Below are 22,461 nucleotides of genomic sequence, written 5' to 3' on the forward strand. Positions count from 1 at the left end.
GTTTCGTGCCAATTTTAGTGTATTGCCTAAAAAAACCAAAAACTAAGGATTTATTTAAGAAAATACACAAAGAGGATACACTAAAATAGTGTATCCTCTTTGTGTATTGAGTCTAGTGTATTTTTTTCGCCTTGCAGCTGATTTTGCTGTGTATTTTTGATCAATTGAATAATATAATAGATTTCTTCCAATGGTAATTCCAACTGAAAGGTTTGCTTTAGAAATAGTGCAGCTTTCGCTACTACTTCATAACTTGGTTCAGAGATAATATGATTCAATTCATCTTCAGTCAACGAAAGAGTTTCATGCTGCAGTACGCGCTCCAGCATTCCCGCTAGATGCATGATCAGATTCACATAGAATGTGTAATCCAGTTTCAAAGACAATTTCGTCCGAATGATATCAGCAAACTGCCATAGCGGATCGATCACTTTTTTGGGATTGATAAACGTAAAGCTTTCTTCCATATAATCTAGACAAGCTTGTCGTGCTGTCTGTTCATTCATTTCCTGTTGTTCCAAAGAGATTTCACTTTCCAGCAATAAACTCTCAATGATCGTTTCAGCCTCTCCAGAAAAAAAGTTTTCCATTGAAATAAACGGTGCAGAAATTTTAGGATCGATGATCCCCGTTGTCGCAATAACATGATATTTTTCCTGAATGATCACTAACTGCTCTCTCATATCCACAACGGATAAGGGCAATACTTCAAAATCCATTCCTAATTGCGGCGAAACTGCTGATTCGATCATTTCCTTCATTCGCTTAGCTGTTCCTTCACCTGAAGCACAAATAGCAATGATCACTCGTTTTTTCCATGATAGCGCCTGTTCATTTTTTCTTTCTTGCTGAATACCAGCGTACCCTTGGAAGTTTTTCAATGATTCATATAGTGTATCTAATTGTGTATCGATCAATGAAGTTTTTCTTGCTGTTTCTAAAACGATCGGTGTTGTCACCATATCGACCGTTCGAACATCGATTCCTGTCTGACGGGTTATTTCGTCCGAAAATGTTGCTAGAGACCCCATATCTACTAAAAGAATCACACCGCTATCTTCATTGACCTCTTTTACCACATTGATAATCTGACGCAATGCTTCTTTTGGCTGCATTTCAAGCGGCATATCCACTGCTCTTAAGTTATCGACATTCAACAATTGAGAGACCACTTGAACCATACTGGTTGCTGTGCTCTTTCCATGAGCTGCTACTACAATACCGATTCGTCCAGCATCTTTATTTTCTCGCAGTGAAATCAATAAGACTGCTAAATAGTAAGTTTCAAAATCCGGAATATTCATTTGGTAGCTATTTGCGATAATTCGCTTGATTTCCTGAGCTGTCTCAAATTCTAACGGATAATCCAGTACCATATTCCGAATGTTTTCATTCAACTGATGTTGTCGTTCTTCACCGTTTTGGATACGTTTTAAGAACGAGCTGATATGTAGACTCATCGCATAAATAAAGTTAGATTGGAAATTATAATTCAGCTTCTGCTGCGCAAAGGCATAGATTTCTTTTGTCACATCAATGATCCGTTGATCAACGATTTCTGCTAATTTATTTTCTGTATCAAACGTAAACCCATGATCTTTGTAAAAGGATTTTAAATGGACATTGATATCTGTCGTGATAAAGTTGTTGATGGCTTCTTGCTCAAGCCCATCTGCTTTCAATAATGCTGCTTTATCTCCAATGATTTCATACAGATTATACGGCAACTCATAAGAATCTGATTGAATCGTTACCAAAGGTTCATTCGGTGTCACGATCATTTGCGGTTCTAAATATTTTGATAACTCCGCTAACAAATCACGATTGCTTGCTAGTTGCATCATGCCTTCTTTGATACTGTCAGTCAGCTCGTCGATCGTGATCACTAACTCGTCTTGCTCAATATGATTCAAAAAACCTCTTGCAGTCACTAGCTGAACATTGGACTTCAACTGACCTACATTTCCGTAAGAGACACTACCGATCAAAGCTTTGACCACATCTTCTGATAAAGAAATCGTCCGATGAATTCGAGAAGCTTCCATCGAAATCATTACTCGAAGCAGATCGATCTTTTCCTTTGCCGGCCGATCAATAAAATTGGGTAGTTGAATAATGATCGGAATTCTGCGGACAAATGTATTCAACAAGGAAGAGGTAGGATTTTCAGTTGTAGCACAAATGATTCTGACATCTGCATGCCGATTTTTGACCGTCTCCCCTAGTCGTGAGTATATTCCATGATCCATGAAATAAAAGACCATTTCCTGTCCTTCCGGCGGCAAACGATGCACCTCGTCCAAAAATAAGATACCTCCATCTGCTTCATGGATGATTCCTTCTTTTGCTTTATTAGCTCCTGTAAATGCTCCTTCTGCATAACCAAATAAGTGTGACATCAATAATTCTGGGTTGTGCGCATAGTCTGCACAGTTAAAAACAACTAATTTCTTAGATGAGTCAATGACATGATTCAGTAAGGCGAATTGAAACATCGCATGAGCAAAGTAGGTTTTTCCAGATCCTGTTGGACCTGTGATCAAACAATTTAAGCCCTTTGGTGGATATAAAATAGCCGCTTTTGCCTGCTCTACAGGTGTTCTCATACTCCCTGTAGAACCAATCATCGCTTTGAAAATATCTTCACCGACAAACGTTTTAGTTGATTGCTGTTGTGCCACTGTTTCCTGTTCTTCCATCAAACTACGTTCACGATAGCTTTTCACAGGTTTAGACAGTGGCTGATATTTAAAAACAGCTTTATCTACATATTTAACTGGGCGTCCATCCGTTTTTTCCAATAACCCTTCTCTCACAAGCTGATTCAAATCTTTGCTGGCATTGGTTCTTTGTATATCTAGAGCATTTGAAACATCGCCTGTTGTCACACCGCTCCCTAAAGAAACATCATTTGGCATCAAATGTTCGGTCTGCTCTTTTACATATTGATAGATTCGATCGATCCGTTTCATTTTACACTCTCCTTTTTACACTCAAAGCCCCAAAACGATACACTAATTTTATGTGTATCATACAGTGTATCATAAAAAAAGTACACTAATAACCCTTTGAGTTGAATGTTCCACATGAAACACTGAAACTTTAGAAAATTTCTCCATTTGAATAAAAAGTACAGAGGATTTCTGAAAAAGTCTGAAATTCCTTGAAAAATCTAGGTTTCCTCGCTATAATGCAGAGAGGTTTAACTATTATATATGAAGCGAGGAAATCTATTGATTACTGTAAATGATGTAAGTTTGTTATTTTCTGACCGCAAACTTTTTGACGATGTAAATATTAAATTCACGCCTGGTAACTGTTATGGATTGATTGGTGCGAATGGCGCTGGAAAATCAACATTTTTAAAAATCTTATCTGGTGAAATCCAACCAACAACTGGAACGATCACATTGGGACCCGATGAACGTATGGCTACACTGAAACAAAACCACTTTGATTATGAAGATAATACTGTTTTAGAAACTGTTATCATGGGACATAAACGCCTTTATGAAGTGATGAAAGAAAAAGATGCGATCTATATGAAAGAAGATTTTTCTGATGAAGATGGAATCAAAGCTGCTGAACTTGAAGGTGAATTTGCTGAGCTTGATGGTTGGGAAGCTGAACCTGAAGCAGCTGTTTTACTTCAAGGATTAAACATTCCTGATCAACTTCATGACCAAAAAATGAGTGAACTGACTGCGGGTCAAAAAGTGAAAGTATTACTTGCTCAATCACTTTTTGGTAAACCTGATGTACTACTTTTAGATGAGCCGACAAATGGATTGGACACACGTTCGATCAGCTGGCTTGAAGAATTCTTGATCAACTTTGAAAACACCGTTATCGTTGTTTCCCATGACCGTCACTTCTTGAATAAAGTATGTACACACATGGCTGACCTTGATTTTGGAAAAATCAAATTATACGTTGGTAACTATGACTTTTGGTTGGAATCAAGCCAATTGGCAGCTAAGTTGCAAGCAAACGCAAATGCGAAAAAAGAAGAACAAATCAAAGAATTACAAGACTTTATCGCTCGTTTCAGCGCAAATGCATCAAAATCAAAACAAGCAACTTCTCGTAAAAAAATGTTGGATAAAATCACATTAGATGACATCCAGCCTTCTTCACGTCGTTACCCATTTGTTGGCTTCACACCTGAAAGAGAAATTGGTAATGATTTGCTGCATGTAGAAAATGTTTCTGTTACGATCGATGGCAAGAAGATTTTAGATAATATCTCATTTTCTTTAAGTAATGTTGATAAAGTAGCTTTCATTGCAGACAATGATATCGTCACAACGACACTTTTCAAAGTGATCATGGGTGAAATCACACCAGATACTGGTACTGTACGTTGGGGTGTTACAACCTCTCAAGCTTATCTGCCAAAAGACAACAGTAAAGATTTTGATACAGATTTGACGATCTTAGATTGGTTACGTCAATTTGCCAGCAAAGAAGAAGATGACAATACATTCTTACGCGGCTTCCTAGGTAGAATGCTCTTTTCTGGTGAAGATGTATTGAAATCAGTCAACGTTCTTTCCGGTGGTGAAAAAGTTCGTGTGATGCTGTCTAAATTGATGCTATCAAAAGCCAATGTTCTTGTTTTAGATGATCCGACAAATCACTTGGATCTAGAATCGATCACTGCTTTGAATGATGGCTTGATGGCTTTTACTGGCGCCATTTTATTCGCTTCTCATGACCACCAATTTATTCAAACATTAGCAAACCGCATCATCGCTGTTTCTGACAAAGGTGTTGTGGATCGTGCAGATACAACATATGATGAGTTCTTAGAAAATAAAGATGTCCAAAAACAATTGGATCAGCTATTTTCTAGTGAATACTAACAAAAAAGATCAAACGCTGAAAAACTGCGTTTGATCTTTTTTTTTGTTAAATACTCGCTCCACCTCCGCCAGAGCTTCCTCCGCCTCCGGAAAAACCGCCACCAGAACTAGAACCTCCTCCGCCTCCCCATGAGCCGCCAGAAGAAGAACCGCCTCCCCAAGAACTGCCACTGCCGCCATCTCCTTTGCCGAAAATAGCTGACAATATCCAAATTGGAACCATCAACAATAGGACAAAAAGAAATTCACCGTCACCTGAATCCCAATTGCTTGAAGAAGTATAAATTACGTCATCATCTTCATTCTCATAAAATCCATCTAACTCAGTTTGACTCAACGCATGTTCATCAGTTGGATAGCCATAATCTTGATCGATCAAAGTTGCTACTGCATTAAATACATATCGTAACCCTTCATTGATCAGTACAGGATCTGAAGATTTTAATTTGTCTTTTTGACTGACTAAGATATTCATGGCCGTACTATCTGTAATCACATCTTCCAAACCATAGCCAACTTCGATCCTCACATTACGATCGCCATCATTTAAAGCATATAAAATCAAGATCCCGTTATCATGCTCTTTATTTCCAATTTTCCATTTGTCAAAAAGTTCTGGCGCATAACTATCAATACTATCGCCATTTGTTGATTCAATCGTTGCAAGAACGACTTGAGGATTCTCTGGTTGTTCTTTATAAAACTCACCTTTATTGTTAATAAGCTGCTTTGTATCTTCTGCCAAGATATTCAATTGATCTAAATAGAAATCTGTCGGTGCTTCAGGTAAGTTTTCCCCTTGACCATACGCTGTTATCGGTAATGCAATACTCCAAAATAAGAGTAAAAAAAATAATCCTCTATTCGTTATTTTTTTGATCTTTTTCATTGTGATTAACCCCTTTTTTGATTTAGCTCCTTACTTCCCTTCAACGCAACAACCCTTTTAGTAAGGAGCTAAATATAATGTGTAACGTAACAATATTGTAATATTAAAGAAATATGTTTGTAATCAGACTTTAGTCCTATTTTTAAGTATGATATAAAAAAGATGAAGCAAAATAAACGATTTTCCTGCTTCATCTTTTAACATTAAATAATTAATTATATTCTTTTTTTACCTCTAGAAAATACTGCTATACAGCCATTTCCTGTGTGGCTTGTAATTGTCGGACCTAATGGATGCAGGCGAATTTCTTTCACTTGAACCTGCGCTTCGATCAATGCTTTGACTTTTTCTGCACTCTCTAAATCCCCAGCATAAGCAATAAATAACCTTTGATTGATTGGATCGATCATTCCTTGAACCGTCTCATCAGCAAGTTTCTTCAACGCTTTCCCACGTCCGCGAACTTTTCCAATATTTTGCAGCTTGCCTTGTGCATCTACTACAATAATCGGTTTAACATTCATCAATCCGCCAATTGCTGCAGCTGCTTTGGAAATTCTGCCGCCACGCTCCAAATGTTTTAAATCATCTACCGTCACCCAAGAATGGACTGTCATTTTATTTTCTGACAACCATAATAAAATTTCTTCTAAGGAATGCCCAGCTTGTTTCAAGTCGATCACTTCGCTGACTAAAAGTCCTTCACCTAAACTGGCAGCTTTTGTATCGATCACATAGATTTCTGCTTCTTCAAACTCTTCCTTTAAAATTTCCACAGCCTGTTTGGCACTTTGATAAGAACCACTTAAGCCGGACGAAAAAGCTAAATATAAAATTGGCACTTGTTTTTCTACAAATGGACGGAAAAATTCAATATAGCGACCAACATTTACTTGAGAAGTTGTTGGCATACCACCCGTTTTTATCTCTTGCAAAAACCAGTCATAGTCGAATGTTTTCCCCAAATCATCCACTAATTCTTTCCCGTTCAACTGGATCGTCATACTGATAAAATCAACATCATTTGCTTCTAAATATGTATATGGTAAATCACAACATGAATCTGTCATTATCTTAAAAGTCATCTTTGATATCCCCCTAACTGTTTTTCTATTTTAACATATATTTAAAAGATACTCATGCTTTATTCAGGGAAGTTTTTTACTGAAAATGAACAAAAAAGAAACCGGGACATAACTCTACAAGTTACAACCCAGTCTCTTTAAAAGCAAATAAACGGTGGAAACAAAAGTGTCCAACTTCTTATCCTGTTTGATTAAATTTGAGCCCAAACACTTTCTAAAACGTTTGTTTGATTACGGTCTGGTCCAACAGAGAATGTTGAAATACGAACGCCTACTAATTCAGAGATACGGTGCACATAATTTCTGGCATTTGCTGGTAGATCAGCCAATGTTTTACAGCCGGTGATATCTTCTGTCCAACCTGGTAATTCTTCATAAACTGGTTTACAACGGCTTAATTCTTTCAAGCTGGCAGGATAGTGATAAATCAATTCACCGTCCAGCTCATATGCTGTACAAATTTTTACAGTGTCTAAACCACTTAATACATCGATTGAGTTTAATGATAGATTGGTGATACCTGAAACGCGTTTAGAGTGACGCATTACCACTGTATCAAACCAGCCAACACGCCGCGGACGTCCAGTTGTTGTTCCGTATTCTTTTCCGACTTTACGAATCGTTTCTCCTGTTTCATCAAACAATTCTGTTGGGAATGGACCATCGCCCACACGTGATGTATAAGCTTTACATACACCAACGACTTTATTGATTTTTGAAGGACCGACACCGCTACCGATCGTCACGCCTCCAGCAACTGGGTTTGATGATGTCACAAATGGATACGTTCCTTGATCGATATCAAGCATAACACCTTGTGCACCTTCAAATAAGACACGTTTGCCTGCATCTAATGCATCATTTAAGATAACAGATGTATCTGTCACATATTGTTTGATTTGCTGACCATATTCATAATACTCTTCGAAGATTTCTTCAAATGAAATCGGTTCGCTATCGAACATTTTTACAAATTGACGATTCTTTTCTTCTAAATTGATTTTCAAACGCTCTTCAAAAATTTCTTTATCTAATAAGTCTGCCACGCGAATACCAACACGTGCTGCTTTATCCATATAAGCTGGACCGATTCCTTTGATCGTTGTACCGATCTTATTTTCACCTTTAGCATCTTCTTGTAATTGATCTAGTTTGATGTGGTAAGGTAAAATGACATGTGCACGATCAGAAATACGTAAATTATCTGTTGTTACATTGTTCTCTTTTAAATAAGCAAGCTCTTTTACTAATGATTTAGGATTAACGACTACGCCGTTTCCTATCACACTGATTTTTTCTTTGTAAAAGATACCTGAAGGAATCAAGTGTAGTTTATAAGTAACACCATCAAATTTAATGGTATGACCTGCATTATCTCCGCCTTGATAACGTGCAATGACTTCAGCATTCTCACTTAAAAAATCCGTGATCTTCCCTTTTCCTTCATCGCCCCACTGCGTTCCGACTACTACAACTGATGACATTCGAACACCTCGTTCTAAATTATTTTATCCTGATTCATTGTACCAGTAAAACGCAACGCTTTCAACAAAAAATCGAATATTATTATTTCAAAAAAACAAAAACGAAGCAAAACACGAACATTATTTTTTATACTAAAAAACATTCATTAAAAAAACGAAAATTCAAAACTTAACTGCCCTTTAACAAATAAAAAATAAGCTACCCATAAAGATCATGGACAACTTATTTAACTACACTTTAAAACTCTTCTCTCGGTGATAGCGACGAGAATTTATTATATTCTTTAATAAATAACAGTTCAACTGTTCCCCGCGCACCACTACGGTTTTTCTCAATGATAACTTCGATCACATTATCGATTTCCGGTGGTTCATGATCGCCATCTTCGCCGCCTTCACCACGCTCATAATAGTCATCACGATAAAGGAAAGCAACGATATCAGCATCCTGCTCGATCGAACCAGATTCACGAATATCACTCAATACTGGTCGTTTATCTTGCCGTTGCTCTACACCACGAGATAGCTGTGACAAGGCAATCACAGGAACTTTCAGCTCTTTTGCTAATTTCTTCAACTGACGAGAAATTTCAGAAACCTCTTGTTGTCGACTTTCACGTCCCGTTCCTTCAATCAGCTGCAAATAGTCGATCAGGATCAGACCTAAATTGCCTCTTTCCTGCGCCAGTTTCCGGCATTTTGCACGAATCTCTGTAATTTTGATCCCTGGTGTATCGTCAATAAAAATTTGAGCTCTGGATAAGCTACCCATTGCAATGATCAAGTTTTGCCACTCTTCCTCAGATAATTGACCCGTTCGCAAGTGACCAGCTTCGATCGAACCTTCTGCACAAAGCATCCGATTGACCAAAGATTCCGCCCCCATCTCCAAACTGAAAATAGCAACTGAACGATCTGTTTTGGTCCCGATGTTTTGAGCGATATTCAAAGCAAACGCTGTTTTCCCCACGGCCGGACGAGCAGCTAAAATAATCAATTCTTCTGCTTGAAGCCCTGCAGTCATCTTATCTAACGCTGGATAACCTGTCGGTAACCCCGTGATTTCTTCGTCATTTTGATACAGTTGATCGATGTTGGCAATCGATGTATTCAATACATCTGCAATCGATAAGAAGCCGCTTCTGTTTCGTTTTTCCGATACTTCTAGGATACTACGTTCAGCATCATCTAAGATCGTCTCGACATCTTCACCTTGTTCGAATCCTTTTGTTACGATCTCAGTAGCGGTCGAAATCAAATTGCGTAGTAATGATTTTTGTTCGACGATTTTAGCATAGTAAACGATATTTGCTGCAGTCGGTACGGCTAGTGCTAAATCTGATAAATAGCTTAAACCGCCAACATCCTCCAACAAATTCTCTTGTTCCAGACGATCCTTGATGGTAATGACATCAATTGCTTCATTCCGATCATTTAACGTGAGCATAGTTTGAAAAATCAATTGATGATTACGGCGATAAAAATCTTTTGGTTCTATGTACTCTAATGCATCGATAATAACCTCAGCATCTAAAAAAACCGACCCTAAAACAGCCTGCTCTGCTTCCATGCTATGTGGCGGTACTCTATCTTGCCATACTTCACTCATTTTTTTCTCTCCTATTTTTCTTTCACTAGAAACGATCGATCTTTACAGATACGATTAGTTTCACAACTCTCACTATATATTCATTCTGTCCAGTCTTTCTATTTTAACAATAATTGACTTAAATGTACACTGAGAATCACAGGTGCAGGCTTTTCATAAAAAGAAAAATAAGTGTTGCTCAAAAGTAAGAATCTCTTTTGAACAACACTCTAAAAGTACGTGCATAGTGAAACAAAATCAATTTTAGAAAAGCTAAGATATCTTTTAGTTTTCTTTTTTTAAGACTATTCTTCTACTACGTGTACTTTGATTTTTGCCGTTACTTCATGATGAAGTTTTACTGGAACTTTCGTATAACCTAGCGCACGAATCGGTTGAGACAACTCGATCTTACGTTTATCTAATTTCACCTTATATTGCTTGTTTAAGGCCTCTGCAATTTGTTTTGAGGGAATTGATCCAAAAAGCCTTCCATCCTCTCCAGCCTTTGCTTTAAGCTCTACAACAGTCTCTTCTTTTTCTAGAAACTCCTGCATTTTTTTTGCTTCTGCTAAAACTTCTGCTTCGTGTTTATCCTGAGCTTTTTTCTGCCCTGCAAGAGCACTGATACTCCCTTTATTCGCTTCTTGAGCATAGCCGTTTTTAATCAGGAAATTTTGAGCATAACCTGTTGGAACTTCTTTTACGTCGCCTTTTTTTCCTTTGCCTTTAACGTCTTGCAAAAAAATAACTTTCATACTATTTTTCCTCCTCATTTTAAAAGCACGATCAGCTTATGGCGCTGAATCATACATTACATTGATATTTTGGTGTATCACTCTTAATAGCTGCTCTTTGACCTCAGCCACTGTTACATTAGGTAATTGTACCGCAGCGTTAGTGAAATGACCACCTCCGCCAAGATTTTCCATGATCAGTTGGACATTTATCGACCCATTACTTCTAGCACTAATCCCTATCTGCTTATCTGTACGTTTCGTGATCACAAAAGCTGCATTGATCCCAACCATTGATAATAAAGTATCTGCTGTTTTTGCAGCTGTCACACTATCATACTCTTTTTCTTCACTTCCAGTAACGATCACAGTATCAGATGTCACATACTCACTCTGAGCAATCAAGCTGTTCATTTCTAAATAACTGGTCAAATCTGAGCTTAATAAGTATTGTACTAAAGATGAATCCGCACTACAAGTTCTCAAATAACTTGCTACATCAAAGGTTCGAGAAGTTGTCCGTACACTAAAGCTTTTCGTATCAACAACAATTCCCGCAAGCAGCAATGTAGCTTCAAATTTGTCTAATCGTCTTTTTGAATTACTTTGGTATTCGATCAATTCTGTTACTAATTCTGAAGCAGAAGAAGCAGAAGATTCAATATAAGAAAGCAAAGGTTTTACAGGAAACTCATCACCACGACGATGATGATCGATAATAACGACTTTCTCAAATTGTTCATACAAATCTTGTGAGATAGATAGTGAAGGCTTATGGTAATCAACCATGATCAACAAACTGCTATCCGTTTTCTTTTTCATCGCTTCTTTTGGCGTAATGATTTGTTCTGCCAAATCCGGATACTTTTGTAATTCACTCATGACTCTTTCGACATCAGGAATGCTTTCATTTTTATCTAATACGATCCAAGCGTGTCTATCATGGAATTTTGCTAAACGCGCCATACCAAATGCTGATCCTATAGCATCCATATCAGGATACTTATGCCCCATGATATAAACATCTGAGGACTCTGATAAGATTCCTTGGATAGCTGTACTCATTGCCCTCGAACGAACACGTGTTCTTTTCGCAACAGAAGCTGTTCTACCACCATAAAAAATCGGTTTAGCATCATCTTTCGCTTCTTTTACTACCACTTGATCGCCGCCTCTAACTAAAGCAGTGTCTAAATTCGTTTGTGCCGTATTTCCAGTTTGATTCAAGGTTTCTCCACCATAGGAAATCCCCATACTTAATGTAACTGAACTTTCTCGAGTACTTGATTCTTTTCTGATTTTATCTAATATCTGAAACTTTTCATCCATCATTTTTTGTACATCTTCAAGCTGTGCGATGAAAAAATATCGTTCGGCATTTAGTCTTTTATAGAAGACCTGATACTGATCCATCCAATCAGAAATCATTGTTGTAATGAAACTGTTCAAATACGAGATTTCTTTATCATCCAAATTATCTGTTATATCATCATAATTATCTACAGAAACAATTCCTATAGCTGTTTGCATACCCATTTTCTCTTGATACAAGTTACTTTCTTTTGTAATATCTTTAAACGTTATTGTATTTTGAGTAGTATCTATATTGAAACGATAGACATGTTCACCTACTTTGAAAATATCTTTACCTTTATCAGCAAGTGACAGATAATTTTGGATCAGTTCTGGACTGAGCAATGATTGCCCATCTTTTTTGAAGATGTCTTCTGCAAAAGGATTTAACCACTTGGCTTCCTTAGTATCATGATCATAATTGATGATACCCACAGACACTTCATTAAAAGCATAATCTAATGATTTTTCAGCTATTCTGCTAGCGGCTCTAATCTTTTCCGTATTTGATATCTCTATTCGCCTAATTAGATAAATAATTCTATTTATCAAAAAAAGATTAAGCACTAATAATGCTAAAATAGATATGTATTTATTAGGTATAAAGAAGAGAATTAGAACTTCTAACAAAAAAAGAACGAATGCAAAACCTAACAGTTGTTTCATTCCAATTTTTCTCATTTAAGGACTCCCCCATCCTTCAAGCATACCGCTATTTTAGCATAAAAATGGAATTTCTGCGAACTCCATAATGTTTCACGTGAAACATTCCATAGATATCATAGCTGCCTTATTCAAATCATAACTAGTATTATTTTTTCAATTTTAGTTTGTACATTTAAGGTTACTTTCATGTAAAAAGAATAATTTAAAATTAAAAAAAGACCAAAGAAAATTAATTCTTTGATCTTTGTTTTCTATATTATTGCTCTTCACCAACGAATGGTAATAAGCCCATGATACGTGCACGTTTAATCGCGATTGTTAATTTACGTTGATTTTTAGCACCAGTACCTGTTACACGACGTGGCAAAATTTTTCCACGTTCAGAAATGAATTTTTTTAGTAATTCAACATCTTTGTAATCGATATATTCAATATGGTTTGCTGCAATATAGTCAACTTTACGACGTTTACGTCCGCCTCTTCTTTGTTGTGCCATTCTTATTCCCTCCTATCAAATTCGTTTAGAATGGTAAATCATCATCTGAAATGTCAATAGTCGATCCTGTTCCACCGAATGGATCAGCATCTCTATCAAAATCAGGCATACCGTTATTGCTAGACTGAGAGGATGATTGATTAAAATTGTTTTGTCCTGAAAAATTATTATTCTGTGATGGTTGGAAACTTCCGCCGCCGGAATTGTACGACGGTGCTGATCCTTCTTGTGTTTGTCTTTGCTCTGATGCAGAACGAGACTCTAACAACTGGAAATTTTCACAAACAACTTCAGTCACGTATACACGCTGACCTTGCTGATTTTCATAATTTCTAGTTTGAATACGACCTGTTACACCTAACAATGTACCTTTACGCGCATAGTTTGCCATTGTTTCAGCGGGTTTACGCCAAATCACACAGTTAATAAAATCTGCTTCACGATTTCCACTTTGATTCGTAAAGTTACGATTTACTGCTAAAGTAAATGTCGCAACAGCTGAACCACTAGAAGTATATCGTAAATCTGGATCTTTTGTTAGTCTTCCAACTAATACAACGTTGTTAATCATTTAAACATCTCCTTTCGTCAAATGAATGTTTCACGTGAAACATTCTTATTATGCTTCTTCCTTGATAATCATATGACGGATAATATCGTCATTGATCTTAGCAAGACGATCAAATTCATTGATTGCTCCTGCAGTTGATGGAGAAGATACTTTAACGATATGATAGATGCCTTCACGGAATCCGTTCATTTCATATGCTAAGCGGCGTTTTTCCCAATCTTTTGATTCGATAACTTCTGCTCCGTTATCTTTTAAAATTGTGTCGAAACGTTCTACTAAAGCAGTTTTTGCTTCTTCATCAATGTTCGGACGAATGATGTACATAATTTCATAATTCGTAGCTTGACTCATTGATTTTCACCTCCCTATGGACTTCAAGGCTCTTAGTTTGCTAAGAGCAAGGAGAGCGATCTAAAAAAATAGACTACTCACAATATTTTATTATACACCTAAAATCCAATCAAATCAAGTATCCTTCATAACTTTTGACTGTTTTTTCCTCAAGCTATTTCCTCTTTTAGCTTTCACTATTAATATACGTTAAATCAGTGTCTTTTTGTTTTTTTCTTATTTATTCAGGTTATTTATTTTTCATGGTATACTGTCCTTGTTCGTTATTACACAAGCGATAAAAATATTTATGTAGTTTGAAAGGATGCTGTAAATTGAACCAACTGTTAGAGTACCAACCACTTAATTTGTATACAAATTATCGTGATGCTGCCTGTAAAAACCCTACTACTGCAATTATTCATGATGAACCCCTACCCGCTTTTCCAGAACTAGGTACAAGTTATACGTACGAGCTAAGTCATAATGCCATTTTAAATCGTGCGTATCAATTAGCAAGCCTAGGTGTTAAAGCTGAGGATAAAATCATTATCTTTAAAAGTTCCAAATTCGATACGTATTTACTAGCGGTTGCAGCTTCTTATTTAGGTGCTGTTCCAGCAATGATCTCTTATCACTTTCCAGCAGAAACAATCGAAGTCTTTGTTGATCGTTTAGATGATCCTTTTATTTTATTTGATGATGAAACAGCTGAAAAAGTGAAAAGCGTGAAAAACAGTTCTTCCAGCAAACAGATCTCTATTGAGAGACTTTTACAAGCATCTACTGAAAAAGTTCCTCAAGTCGAACTTCCTAAAGATATGATTGCCTATATGACACATACGTCTGGAACAACAGGTATCCCAAAATTGATTTGTCATTCAGCAAATTCTATGGGATGGCGTACAAAATGGCAAAAAACAATTTTTACTAAAATCGCAGAGAAAAAACTGGTTGGATTCCATATTTCACCTGTACATTCACGTTTTAATATCGGTGTCTCTTCATTAATGGCAATGGGTTTTCCAATGATGCCCTTGTCCATATCCAACAGTGATTCTGTTGCTGCAATGCTCTTAAAACATCAACCTATTGCTCTTGAAACTCATCCAAATAACTTCGTTCAGTGGACTTCATTAGCGAAAAGAGCACCTGAGGTTTTCGGCAGTGTGCGCTACTATCACTCTACATTTGATGCAATCAATAATGCGACTATGGCCAGCTTCTTAAAAGCATCAGAAAAAAACGAACCTGTTTTCCTACAAGTCTATGGACAAAGCGAATGTGGGCCGATGATCTTAAAAGCTCATACTCTAGAATCACTAAAAACATCTGATGCTCGCGACATGGGTGTTGGTTTAGAAGGGTTGACTGAGGCTAGAATTGCAGATAAAGACGGCAATGTTCTGCCTAAAATGACAGATGGACATATTCAGTTTCTATCTAAGGGACGTGCGCTTACTTATTACAAAGAAGATGAGCGATTCCAAGCAACGGTTTTTGGTCCTTGGTGGGATAGTGGTGATTATGGCTTTATGGATGAACAAGGTCATCTGCATCTGAAAGATCGTCAGGTTGATTTGATTGAAAAAATCGATAGTAATCTAGCGATCGAAGATCATTTACTAGATGCACTCGATTTCCTTCAAGAAGTGATCATTGTTCGTGCAAAAGATAATTCTCCTCAACCGATTTTAGCTGTTGATCCAAAGCAAGAAATGAACTGGGATGCTTGGTGGGAACAAGTCAATGACTTGCCACGCTTAAACGAACCGATCATTATGGCTTGGGACGAAATTCCCCGCACAGCAACGATGAAAGTCCAACGATTACAGATTGAAAAAACGTTGAAAGAACAATAAATGATAAAAAGAGACTCACAGACATTTTTTCCTTGTCTGTGAGTCTTTCAATCTGTGTAGATAGTTTCATATTTCCCATACTTCAAAAGATGTTCAGGAGATAGCGACACGCCAATTCCCGATCCTGTTGGCACTGAAAGCTTGCCATTAGTTAGAACGAAAGGCTTTGATATTATGTCTTCGTAATAGTACCGATCAGAAGCTGAAATATCTCCAGGGAAAGTAAATGTGCTTTGTGAAGCAAACTGCAGATTCAATGCTCTACCCACACCTGATTCAAACATTCCGCCCAACCACACAAGCAGGTCATGTTTTTCACAAAAATCAACGATTTTTAATGCTTCAGTGATTCCACCGACTCTAGGGATTTTCAAATTGATACTTCGGCAGCTCCCTAAAGCGAAAGCTAATTCACAATCTTTGATCGATCGGATATTTTCATCTAAACAGATCTTTGTCTTCATTACTTTTTGCAATTGTGCATGATCTAAAAAATCATCAGCAGCAAAAGGTTGCTCCAGCATCGCCAAATTATAGGCGTCCAGCTTTTTCAAATGAGAAAGATCATCGATAGTATACGCAGAATTAGCATCAACCATTAGTGGTAACTCAGGAAACTTTTCTCGAATCGAAGCAATTGGTTTCAAGTCATAGCCAGGACGTATTTTCAACTTAACTCTTTGATATCCTTGATCCACATAAGCTGTAATTTGCTTTAATAATTCAGATATATCAGGTTGAATGCCTACACTAACGCCGACAGGAATTTGTGTTCTTGTTGCAGAAAAAGACGTTTGGAGACTTTTTCCATTACGTTTGGCATATAAATCCCAAACGGCAGTTTCTATACTGGATTTTGCCATTTGATTGCCTTTTACTTCTTGAAATAGCAAAGAAATCTCTCTTGGATCATCGATTTCTCGATCGATCAACAAAGGAATCAAGTGCTTTTCTATGATGATACGTGCTGTTGCAATCGTTTCTTCAATATAATCTGGCTGCTCAAATGCTACGAGCTCCCCAATCCCCTGATTACCTAATTCATCAGTGATCAATATAATATCAAAGGCTTTTTCTGTTAGTCGGCCGTAACTTGTTTCAAAAGGAATACGTAAAGGGAGACGAATGCGATAACGATCGATACGCTTAATCTTCATCTGCAGCTCCTCCTTCTAAAAATCCATAAACGACTTCTTCAAATTGATGCGGTTTTTCTAAGTGAACACAATGTCCCGCATGTTCGACCGTTTCAATGATGAACGTTGGCTGTATTTGTTTCATTTCCTCAGCAATCCGCCGAAATTTATGATCTAATTCTCCGACAATCAATAACACAGGAATGTTTATATCGACTAATTCTGTCCAATAACTTTTTTGTATGCCTGTTCCCATAAACCACAAACTACACGCTAAACCAAATGGTTGTTGTGCTAATCGTTCCTCACGAACTGCAACCTGTAACTGATCAGGTAAACTTCTTTGTGTATCAAAAAGAGGCAGTGCTTCCCACTTCATCACAAAATCTTTAATTGGTGAAGTTAAGGTCCAGGAAGCTAAACGCTCATCCGATAATTGACGTCTTGTTCGTTCTGATCGACTTTTTAAGCCCGGAGAACCGCTCTCTAAGATCAGTTGCTGAACTTTATGAGGAAATAGATAGTAGAACCCTAAAGCTGCTCTAGCCCCCATAGAATAGCCTAATAATGAAAACACTGAAATACCCAGCTTTTCAGTTAGTAAAGCTAAATCTTGACACAACGAGTCTAACTGATAACGGTAAGGATGCACATGACTAGAGGATCGACCGTGTCCAATTAAATCGATCACTAAAATATTAAAATCAGATTTCCCCTGAAAGACTGGCGCAAAGGTTTGTCCACTACCTGTAAAGCCATGCAGACAGACTAAAGTGGGACACCCTTTTTTATAAGATAACCATTCATAATAGTAATCTACACCATTAATTTCTATATTCATCTGTCTTGCTCCAATTTTTCCTTTAGCACGTTCATTATTTGTTCCTGTAAACGAACATTCTCTTCACGATACCCAATGATTTCGATTAGTTGAAATTTCGGCTCTGTTTTTGTCTGCTCTAATAATAAATCCAGCTGTTCTAAAGTTTCAGCTTTTGTATATTCAGCACCATATAACTTTGCAACAAGGGAAAAATCTAAATCAATTGGTGTGCCAAAAATCGGTTCAAAATCCTCTTTCTCCAGTTCTTTTTGAGAAAGGAAAGAAAAAATACCGCCACCATTATTATTCAACAATATGATCGTTAAAGGTAAATGATATCTTTGGGCTAATAATAATCCATTCATATCATGATACAGGGCCAGATCACCAATCAGCAAAATATTTTGGCGTTTAGGGTTCGTCGCACACATACCTAAAGCTGTCGAAACGATTCCATCGATTCCATTGATCCCGCGATTCCCAAATAGATGATAGCTAGTATTTTCTACAGCAGCAAACCGATCGATAAAACGAATGGCGTTACTGTTTGAAACGAATAATTGACCGTCAGCCATCATTTGTTTATGAACTAAAAGGCTCGCAGAAGTTTCGTTGAGCTGGTTCATTTCAGCTAAATCTTCCAATGTTTGTTCGGTTATTTTTTGCCATTGAATCCATTGAGCAGTCCACGATCCTGATGTTTTTACTGTGATATTTTCTTTAACTGCTTGAAGAAATGGCTGTTCTTGGACTTGAATCGCAACTTGTGTTTGCTTTAATTGATCCTGCCATTCACCAGTCTCATCTACAAAATAGATGGTCGTTTCTGTTTTCTCAAGTGATCGAAGCCAAAACATCGTATTTTTTGAAATCGGCAGCATACCAAAACGAACAACGACTTCTGGTCGATGAATCATAGTTACTTCTTGAATAAATAAATCCGCACAACTCATGATCAGTGTGCTGTCAAGACCACAAGAGGTAATATTCGTCAGCGGATCACTAATGATAGGCCAGTTTAATGCCTCTGCTAATTCAACAAATAAACGTGCTTCTTTAGGTGTGTGACTTCCCCCAACAACTAGCACACCTTTTTTACCTTGCCAAGCATTGATACACTGAATCAATTGCTCTTCTGTCAGCTGCGGCTTTCCTGTAATGATTTCTGTTTGCCGTTTCGTTTTTAATGAGGCAGACAAATCTGGCAACAAAGGTTCTCTTAAGGGGAAATTTAAGTGTACAGGTCCTTTGGGCATTTGGGAAGCTGTATCTGTCGAGCGCATTCCTTGCCAATAAGCGTAGTCCAGCATTTCTTTTGTTCCTTCCGGAATAGCCATTTCTACAAATAATTTAACATGATTTTGGAATAATTGAAGCTGATCCATAGATTGCGGTGCACCTATTTGTCGTAATTCATGTGGGCGATCCGTCGTTAAAATGATCAATGGAACGTGACTCGCTTTAGCTTCACAGATTGCTGGATAATAATTTGCAGCTGCTGTTCCTGAAGTACACAACAAGGCAACTGGTTTATTATTTGCTTTACTTAATCCAAGTGCAAAAAAAGCTGCCGAACGCTCATCGACTTCAACAAATGTCTCTATCTTTTCTTGTCGATGCAGCAATAAAGCTAAAGGAGTGGATCTAGATCCAGGACTAATCACTGCCTGACTGACGCCACTACTAATCATTCCTTCGACAAAGGAGTATAAATATCGTGTCATATCAATTTGATTTGTCATTGATCTTCCCTCCTATTCCTCTTAACATTGGTTGAAATTTGATTTTGGTTTCTTCTCTTTCCTGCTCTGCTTGTGAATCCTTTACGATCCCACAGCCAGCATATAAATAGCCAGTATCGCCCGAAAAAACTGCCGAACGTATACCAACGGCAAATTCACCAATATCTTCCTTGATCGCAACCCAACCGATCGGTGCACCGTATAGACCTCTATCTAACTTTTCATGCTGTCTTAACCATTCCAAAGCCAATTCTTTTGGTTCCCCACCTAATGCTGGTGTTGGATGAAGGTGTTTCAATCCTTTTAAAAAACGATACTCTTTTTGTCGTTTTCCCTCAATTGGTAGATGTAGATGCTGAATGTCCCGATTTTTTAATAGCTTAGGCGCCTGAGGTAAAATTGAAACACCTGTCATCTGCTCTACTTCTCTAGTAATTCGATCAACAACAATTTTATGTTCTTGTCGATTTTTCATATCGTTCAGTAAATAATTACCCAATTCTTCATCTTCAGCAGCAGTTGTTCCACGTGAAACAGAACCAGCGATGCTTGCTGTCGAAAAAGCTGTGCCAGTTGCCTTCAGCAACCGTTCCGGAGTTGCACCAATAAAGAGTTGATCAGCTGATTCCAGCACAAAAAAATAAGTATTCGTCTGCTGTTCCTGCAGATTTCTCAAAATATATTCTGCTTGAAAAGAGTCATTCGTTTTTACTTTCATTCGTCTAGCCAAAACAACCTTTTCTAATGGTCCAGACTGTTTTAATTGTTCCACTGTTTGGTCGACCAAATTCATCCATTCAGAAACAGCTACTTCTTCTGTAACAATTTCTTGAAAAGTTGTGTTTGTTTTCACTTGTTTCTGCATTATCTCTTCTATCTGCTCATTTAGAGCATGCCATTTATATTCTAATTCTGCTAGACTTTCAGCACTAAAATTGATCGTCAAATATCTTTGTTCATTTTTTTGAGAAAACAGGAATGTTGGTAAATAAAACAATCCCCGATCCATCTCACCCCACTCATTTTGTTCTATCGAGTAATGGTCAAATGCAAAGCCGCCAACTAACATTGCACCTGCCCCGCTGATCATTTCATTTTGATAAACCAAGTCATGTTCTTTTAATAGAAAAGCATCAACATTATTAAAAGAAGCCTGATCCTCTACTAATACTTGTTCTTTCCCAAATCCTACAAGTATCAGTTCTTGTTCTGGCGTTTGCCAATAGAATCTAGTACCTTTGAAATATTTTTGTCCCTTCTCAAAATAAGTACGCAAAGATTCTGTATGTTCATTTATTTTTTTGATCCAGCTAAATTGACGATAGCCGTTCACATATGCTTCTTTTAATTCATTAGGAATGCTCATTTGCTTAAAAAAGCCTCCCTTTCTTCTGTTGTTAAACGATGTTTCGCAAGTTTTCCACTCGCAGTTCTAGGCAAACAATTACATAGATAGAGTCGTTTTGGACATTTATATTTCGCTAAGTGCTGCTTCGCAAATTCATTGATTTTTTCAATCGTAATCGTTGGGTCACCAACAATATAAGCAACTGGAACAGCTCCCCATTTTTGATCTGACTCACCGATCACAGCAACTTCTTTCACGCCTGGAAATTCTTGCAGAATATGTTCAATTTCTGTAGGATAAATATTCTCTCCGCCAGAAATGATCAGTTCACTTAAACGACTCACTAAATAAAGGTACCCTTCATTATCCAAATACCCCATATCTCCTGTTTTAAACCAACCGTCTACCGTCCATTTTTCTGTTTGCCACTGCTCGCCATTCAAATAATTTCGAATCACATTTTTCCCTTTTAAAAGGATTTCACCAACGCTATTCACTGGTGCTTGTTTTCCATTTTCAGCTATAATTTTGATTTGCATATCTTTTAACGGTTTTCCTGCTGAGCCGATTTTTTTAGAAGCATCCTCGAAGCTTAATGCAACCACTTGAGAACATGTTTCAGTCATCCCATAAGATTGGATCACAGGAATTTTGTTTCGTTCGCATTGTTCTAATGTAGCTGGAGCAATAGGTCCGCCACCCAAAAGCATTGCTTTAAATGCTTTACTGTATCCCGCTTTAGGGTAATACTCCAGTAGCTCTCTCAGCATCACAGCCACAACGGAAATCACTGTTCCTCGACCTTCAGTCAAATCTTTGGTTATATTTTTAGCATCAAATTTACTATACAAGCGAAAGCTGCACCCCAGAACCAATTGACGAATCACGATCGATAGTCCGCTAATATGAAATAGTGGTACTGGACAAAGCCAACAATCAGCTGCGGTAATCCCCATATTCTCTTGTGTGCCCAAAGCACTGGCAAGATGGTTGCTAAAACGCTGAACGACCCCTTTAGGTTTCCCTGTTGTACCGGATGTATACATGATCGAAGCTGGCATTTCGAGCTGATAATTTAGTTCCATTTGTTTTTGATTAAGAACCGAAACATCTCCACGTTTCATTTCAAGGATGTTCACTTGGTTCAAGTCTGCAACTACTGATAAATATTCAGTTGCCGTAATCACTATTTTTACTTTGGCATCTGTCAATTGATATTGAAGTTCTTGAAGGCTTAAATGCGTATTCAAAAAAACGATCTCTTTACCTAATTCCCATAATGCTAGAATCGAAAAATACATCTCTTTTGAATTTCGGCTAAAAAGAGCAATACGTTTCTCTGTTTGCGGAATATTTGCAGAGTATTCAGCTACCCATTTTTGAACTTCTTCTGCTACTTCAAAAAATGACCATACTTCATCCTGCCAGTAAAAAGCAGGATGATCCGGTCGTTCATTTACTTGTTTTTGAAGCCAACTACTCATTT

Annotated in this window: 17 protein-coding genes; 2 read left to right on the forward strand and 15 right to left on the reverse strand. The window is 37.4% G+C overall.

From position 1 onward, the window contains the following. Positions 1-80: 80 nt before the first annotated feature. A complete protein-coding gene (locus IGI58_RS07375) occupies positions 81-2,972 on the reverse strand; it encodes a sigma 54-interacting transcriptional regulator (RefSeq protein ID WP_429953945.1) in 2,892 nt (963 codons plus the stop codon). A 261-nt stretch (positions 2,973-3,233) separates the two neighbouring features. On the opposite strand from IGI58_RS07375, the gene IGI58_RS07380 reads away from it, so the two are divergent. Then, on the forward strand, positions 3,234-4,865 hold the full coding sequence (locus IGI58_RS07380; RefSeq protein WP_087642051.1) for an ABC-F family ATP-binding cassette domain-containing protein: 1,632 nt from the start codon (positions 3,234-3,236) through the stop codon (positions 4,863-4,865). A gap of 46 nt (positions 4,866-4,911) precedes the next feature. Here IGI58_RS07380 and IGI58_RS07385 read toward each other — a convergent pair whose 3' ends face one another. The 9 genes from IGI58_RS07385 to rpsF all read right to left on the reverse strand — a co-directional run bounded on the left by IGI58_RS07385 (position 4,912) and on the right by rpsF (position 14,085). Beyond that, on the reverse strand, positions 4,912-5,754 hold the full coding sequence (locus IGI58_RS07385; RefSeq protein WP_429953944.1) for a TPM domain-containing protein: 843 nt from the start codon (positions 5,752-5,754) through the stop codon (positions 4,912-4,914). 215 nt (positions 5,755-5,969) lie between these two features. Further along, on the reverse strand, positions 5,970-6,839 hold the full coding sequence (locus tag IGI58_RS07390; RefSeq protein WP_225535072.1) for a DegV family protein: 870 nt from the start codon (positions 6,837-6,839) through the stop codon (positions 5,970-5,972). A gap of 191 nt (positions 6,840-7,030) precedes the next feature. Continuing rightward, positions 7,031-8,323 carry an adenylosuccinate synthase gene (locus IGI58_RS07395; protein WP_087641647.1) on the reverse strand — a complete coding sequence of 431 codons (1,293 nt, stop codon included), beginning with the start codon at positions 8,321-8,323 and terminating at the stop codon, positions 7,031-7,033. Between the two features lie 238 nt (positions 8,324-8,561). Next, positions 8,562-9,932 carry a replicative DNA helicase gene (gene dnaB, locus IGI58_RS07400; RefSeq protein ID WP_069663267.1) on the reverse strand — a complete coding sequence of 457 codons (1,371 nt, stop codon included), beginning with the start codon at positions 9,930-9,932 and terminating at the stop codon, positions 8,562-8,564. A gap of 284 nt (positions 9,933-10,216) precedes the next feature. After that, a complete protein-coding gene (gene rplI, locus IGI58_RS07405) occupies positions 10,217-10,669 on the reverse strand; it encodes a 50S ribosomal protein L9 (protein ID WP_087641646.1) in 453 nt (150 codons plus the stop codon). 36 nt (positions 10,670-10,705) lie between these two features. After that, positions 10,706-12,682 carry a DHH family phosphoesterase gene (locus IGI58_RS07410; RefSeq protein ID WP_429953943.1) on the reverse strand — a complete coding sequence of 659 codons (1,977 nt, stop codon included), beginning with the start codon at positions 12,680-12,682 and terminating at the stop codon, positions 10,706-10,708. A gap of 241 nt (positions 12,683-12,923) precedes the next feature. Further along, complete coding sequence (gene rpsR, locus IGI58_RS07415; RefSeq protein ID WP_087641644.1) at positions 12,924-13,163, reverse strand: 30S ribosomal protein S18; 240 nt, start codon at positions 13,161-13,163, stop codon at positions 12,924-12,926. A 25-nt stretch (positions 13,164-13,188) separates the two neighbouring features. Continuing rightward, a complete protein-coding gene (gene ssb / locus IGI58_RS07420; RefSeq protein WP_087641643.1) occupies positions 13,189-13,734 on the reverse strand; it encodes a single-stranded DNA-binding protein in 546 nt (181 codons plus the stop codon). 48 nt (positions 13,735-13,782) lie between these two features. Continuing rightward, positions 13,783-14,085 (reverse strand): 30S ribosomal protein S6, encoded by a 303-nt coding sequence (gene rpsF / locus IGI58_RS07425; RefSeq protein WP_069663270.1) that lies wholly within the window; start codon positions 14,083-14,085, stop codon positions 13,783-13,785. A 314-nt stretch (positions 14,086-14,399) separates the two neighbouring features. Here rpsF and IGI58_RS07430 point away from each other — a divergent pair, with 314 nt between their 5' ends. Then, the gene (locus IGI58_RS07430; protein WP_429953942.1) at positions 14,400-15,926 is read left to right on the forward strand and encodes an AMP-binding protein; all 1,527 of its coding nucleotides are present in this window, start codon (positions 14,400-14,402) and stop codon (positions 15,924-15,926) included. 47 nt (positions 15,927-15,973) lie between these two features. Here the strand turns inward: IGI58_RS07430 and menC are convergent, their stop codons facing one another. From menC to IGI58_RS07455, 5 genes are read right to left on the reverse strand one after another with little or no spacing between them, the layout of a single operon-like run. Beyond that, positions 15,974-17,083, reverse strand: coding sequence for an o-succinylbenzoate synthase (menC, locus tag IGI58_RS07435; RefSeq protein ID WP_429953941.1), 1,110 nt, complete (start codon positions 17,081-17,083; stop codon positions 15,974-15,976). Further along, complete coding sequence (menH, locus tag IGI58_RS07440) at positions 17,073-17,903, reverse strand: 2-succinyl-6-hydroxy-2,4-cyclohexadiene-1-carboxylate synthase (RefSeq protein ID WP_429953940.1); 831 nt, start codon at positions 17,901-17,903, stop codon at positions 17,073-17,075. Before menH ends, menC begins: the two co-directional genes overlap by 11 nt. After that, the gene (gene menD / locus IGI58_RS07445; protein ID WP_429953939.1) at positions 17,900-19,627 is read right to left on the reverse strand and encodes a 2-succinyl-5-enolpyruvyl-6-hydroxy-3-cyclohexene-1-carboxylic-acid synthase; all 1,728 of its coding nucleotides are present in this window, start codon (positions 19,625-19,627) and stop codon (positions 17,900-17,902) included. The genes menH and menD overlap by 4 nt, the downstream gene beginning before the upstream one ends. Then, positions 19,611-20,993 (reverse strand): isochorismate synthase, encoded by a 1,383-nt coding sequence (locus IGI58_RS07450; protein ID WP_429953938.1) that lies wholly within the window; start codon positions 20,991-20,993, stop codon positions 19,611-19,613. The genes menD and IGI58_RS07450 overlap by 17 nt, the downstream gene beginning before the upstream one ends. Next, a complete protein-coding gene (locus IGI58_RS07455; RefSeq protein WP_429953937.1) occupies positions 20,990-22,459 on the reverse strand; it encodes an o-succinylbenzoate--CoA ligase in 1,470 nt (489 codons plus the stop codon). The genes IGI58_RS07450 and IGI58_RS07455 overlap by 4 nt, the downstream gene beginning before the upstream one ends. Positions 22,460-22,461 lie beyond the last annotated feature (2 nt).

The sequence above is a fragment of the Enterococcus sp. AZ020 genome, assembly GCF_050499205.1.
Classification (GTDB): Bacteria; Bacillota; Bacilli; order Lactobacillales; family Enterococcaceae; genus Enterococcus_L; species Enterococcus_L dunnyi.

What these genes read in the sequence shown, in the direction of transcription:
- menC (WP_429953941.1), bottom strand. Translation starts at nt 17,083, where the DNA reads ATGAAGATTAAGCGTATCGATCGTTATCGCATTCGTCTCCCTTTACGT.
- IGI58_RS07450 (WP_429953938.1), bottom strand. Translation starts at nt 20,993, where the DNA reads ATGAGCATTCCTAATGAATTAAAAGAAGCATATGTGAACGGCTATCGT.
- IGI58_RS07395 (WP_087641647.1), bottom strand. Translation starts at nt 8,323, where the DNA reads ATGTCATCAGTTGTAGTAGTCGGAACGCAGTGGGGCGATGAAGGAAAA.
- IGI58_RS07455 (WP_429953937.1), bottom strand. Translation starts at nt 22,459, where the DNA reads ATGAGTAGTTGGCTTCAAAAACAAGTAAATGAACGACCGGATCATCCT.
- IGI58_RS07375 (WP_429953945.1), bottom strand. Translation starts at nt 2,972, where the DNA reads ATGAAACGGATCGATCGAATCTATCAATATGTAAAAGAGCAGACCGAA.
- IGI58_RS07410 (WP_429953943.1), bottom strand. Translation starts at nt 12,682, where the DNA reads ATGAGAAAAATTGGAATGAAACAACTGTTAGGTTTTGCATTCGTTCTT.
- rpsF (WP_069663270.1), bottom strand. Translation starts at nt 14,085, where the DNA reads ATGAGTCAAGCTACGAATTATGAAATTATGTACATCATTCGTCCGAAC.
- menD (WP_429953939.1), bottom strand. Translation starts at nt 19,627, where the DNA reads ATGACAAATCAAATTGATATGACACGATATTTATACTCCTTTGTCGAA.
- dnaB (WP_069663267.1), bottom strand. Translation starts at nt 9,932, where the DNA reads ATGAGTGAAGTATGGCAAGATAGAGTACCGCCACATAGCATGGAAGCA.
- menH (WP_429953940.1), bottom strand. Translation starts at nt 17,903, where the DNA reads ATGAATATAGAAATTAATGGTGTAGATTACTATTATGAATGGTTATCT.
- ssb (WP_087641643.1), bottom strand. Translation starts at nt 13,734, where the DNA reads ATGATTAACAACGTTGTATTAGTTGGAAGACTAACAAAAGATCCAGAT.
- rplI (WP_087641646.1), bottom strand. Translation starts at nt 10,669, where the DNA reads ATGAAAGTTATTTTTTTGCAAGACGTTAAAGGCAAAGGAAAAAAAGGC.
- rpsR (WP_087641644.1), bottom strand. Translation starts at nt 13,163, where the DNA reads ATGGCACAACAAAGAAGAGGCGGACGTAAACGTCGTAAAGTTGACTAT.
- IGI58_RS07390 (WP_225535072.1), bottom strand. Translation starts at nt 6,839, where the DNA reads ATGACTTTTAAGATAATGACAGATTCATGTTGTGATTTACCATATACA.
- IGI58_RS07385 (WP_429953944.1), bottom strand. Translation starts at nt 5,754, where the DNA reads ATGAAAAAGATCAAAAAAATAACGAATAGAGGATTATTTTTTTTACTC.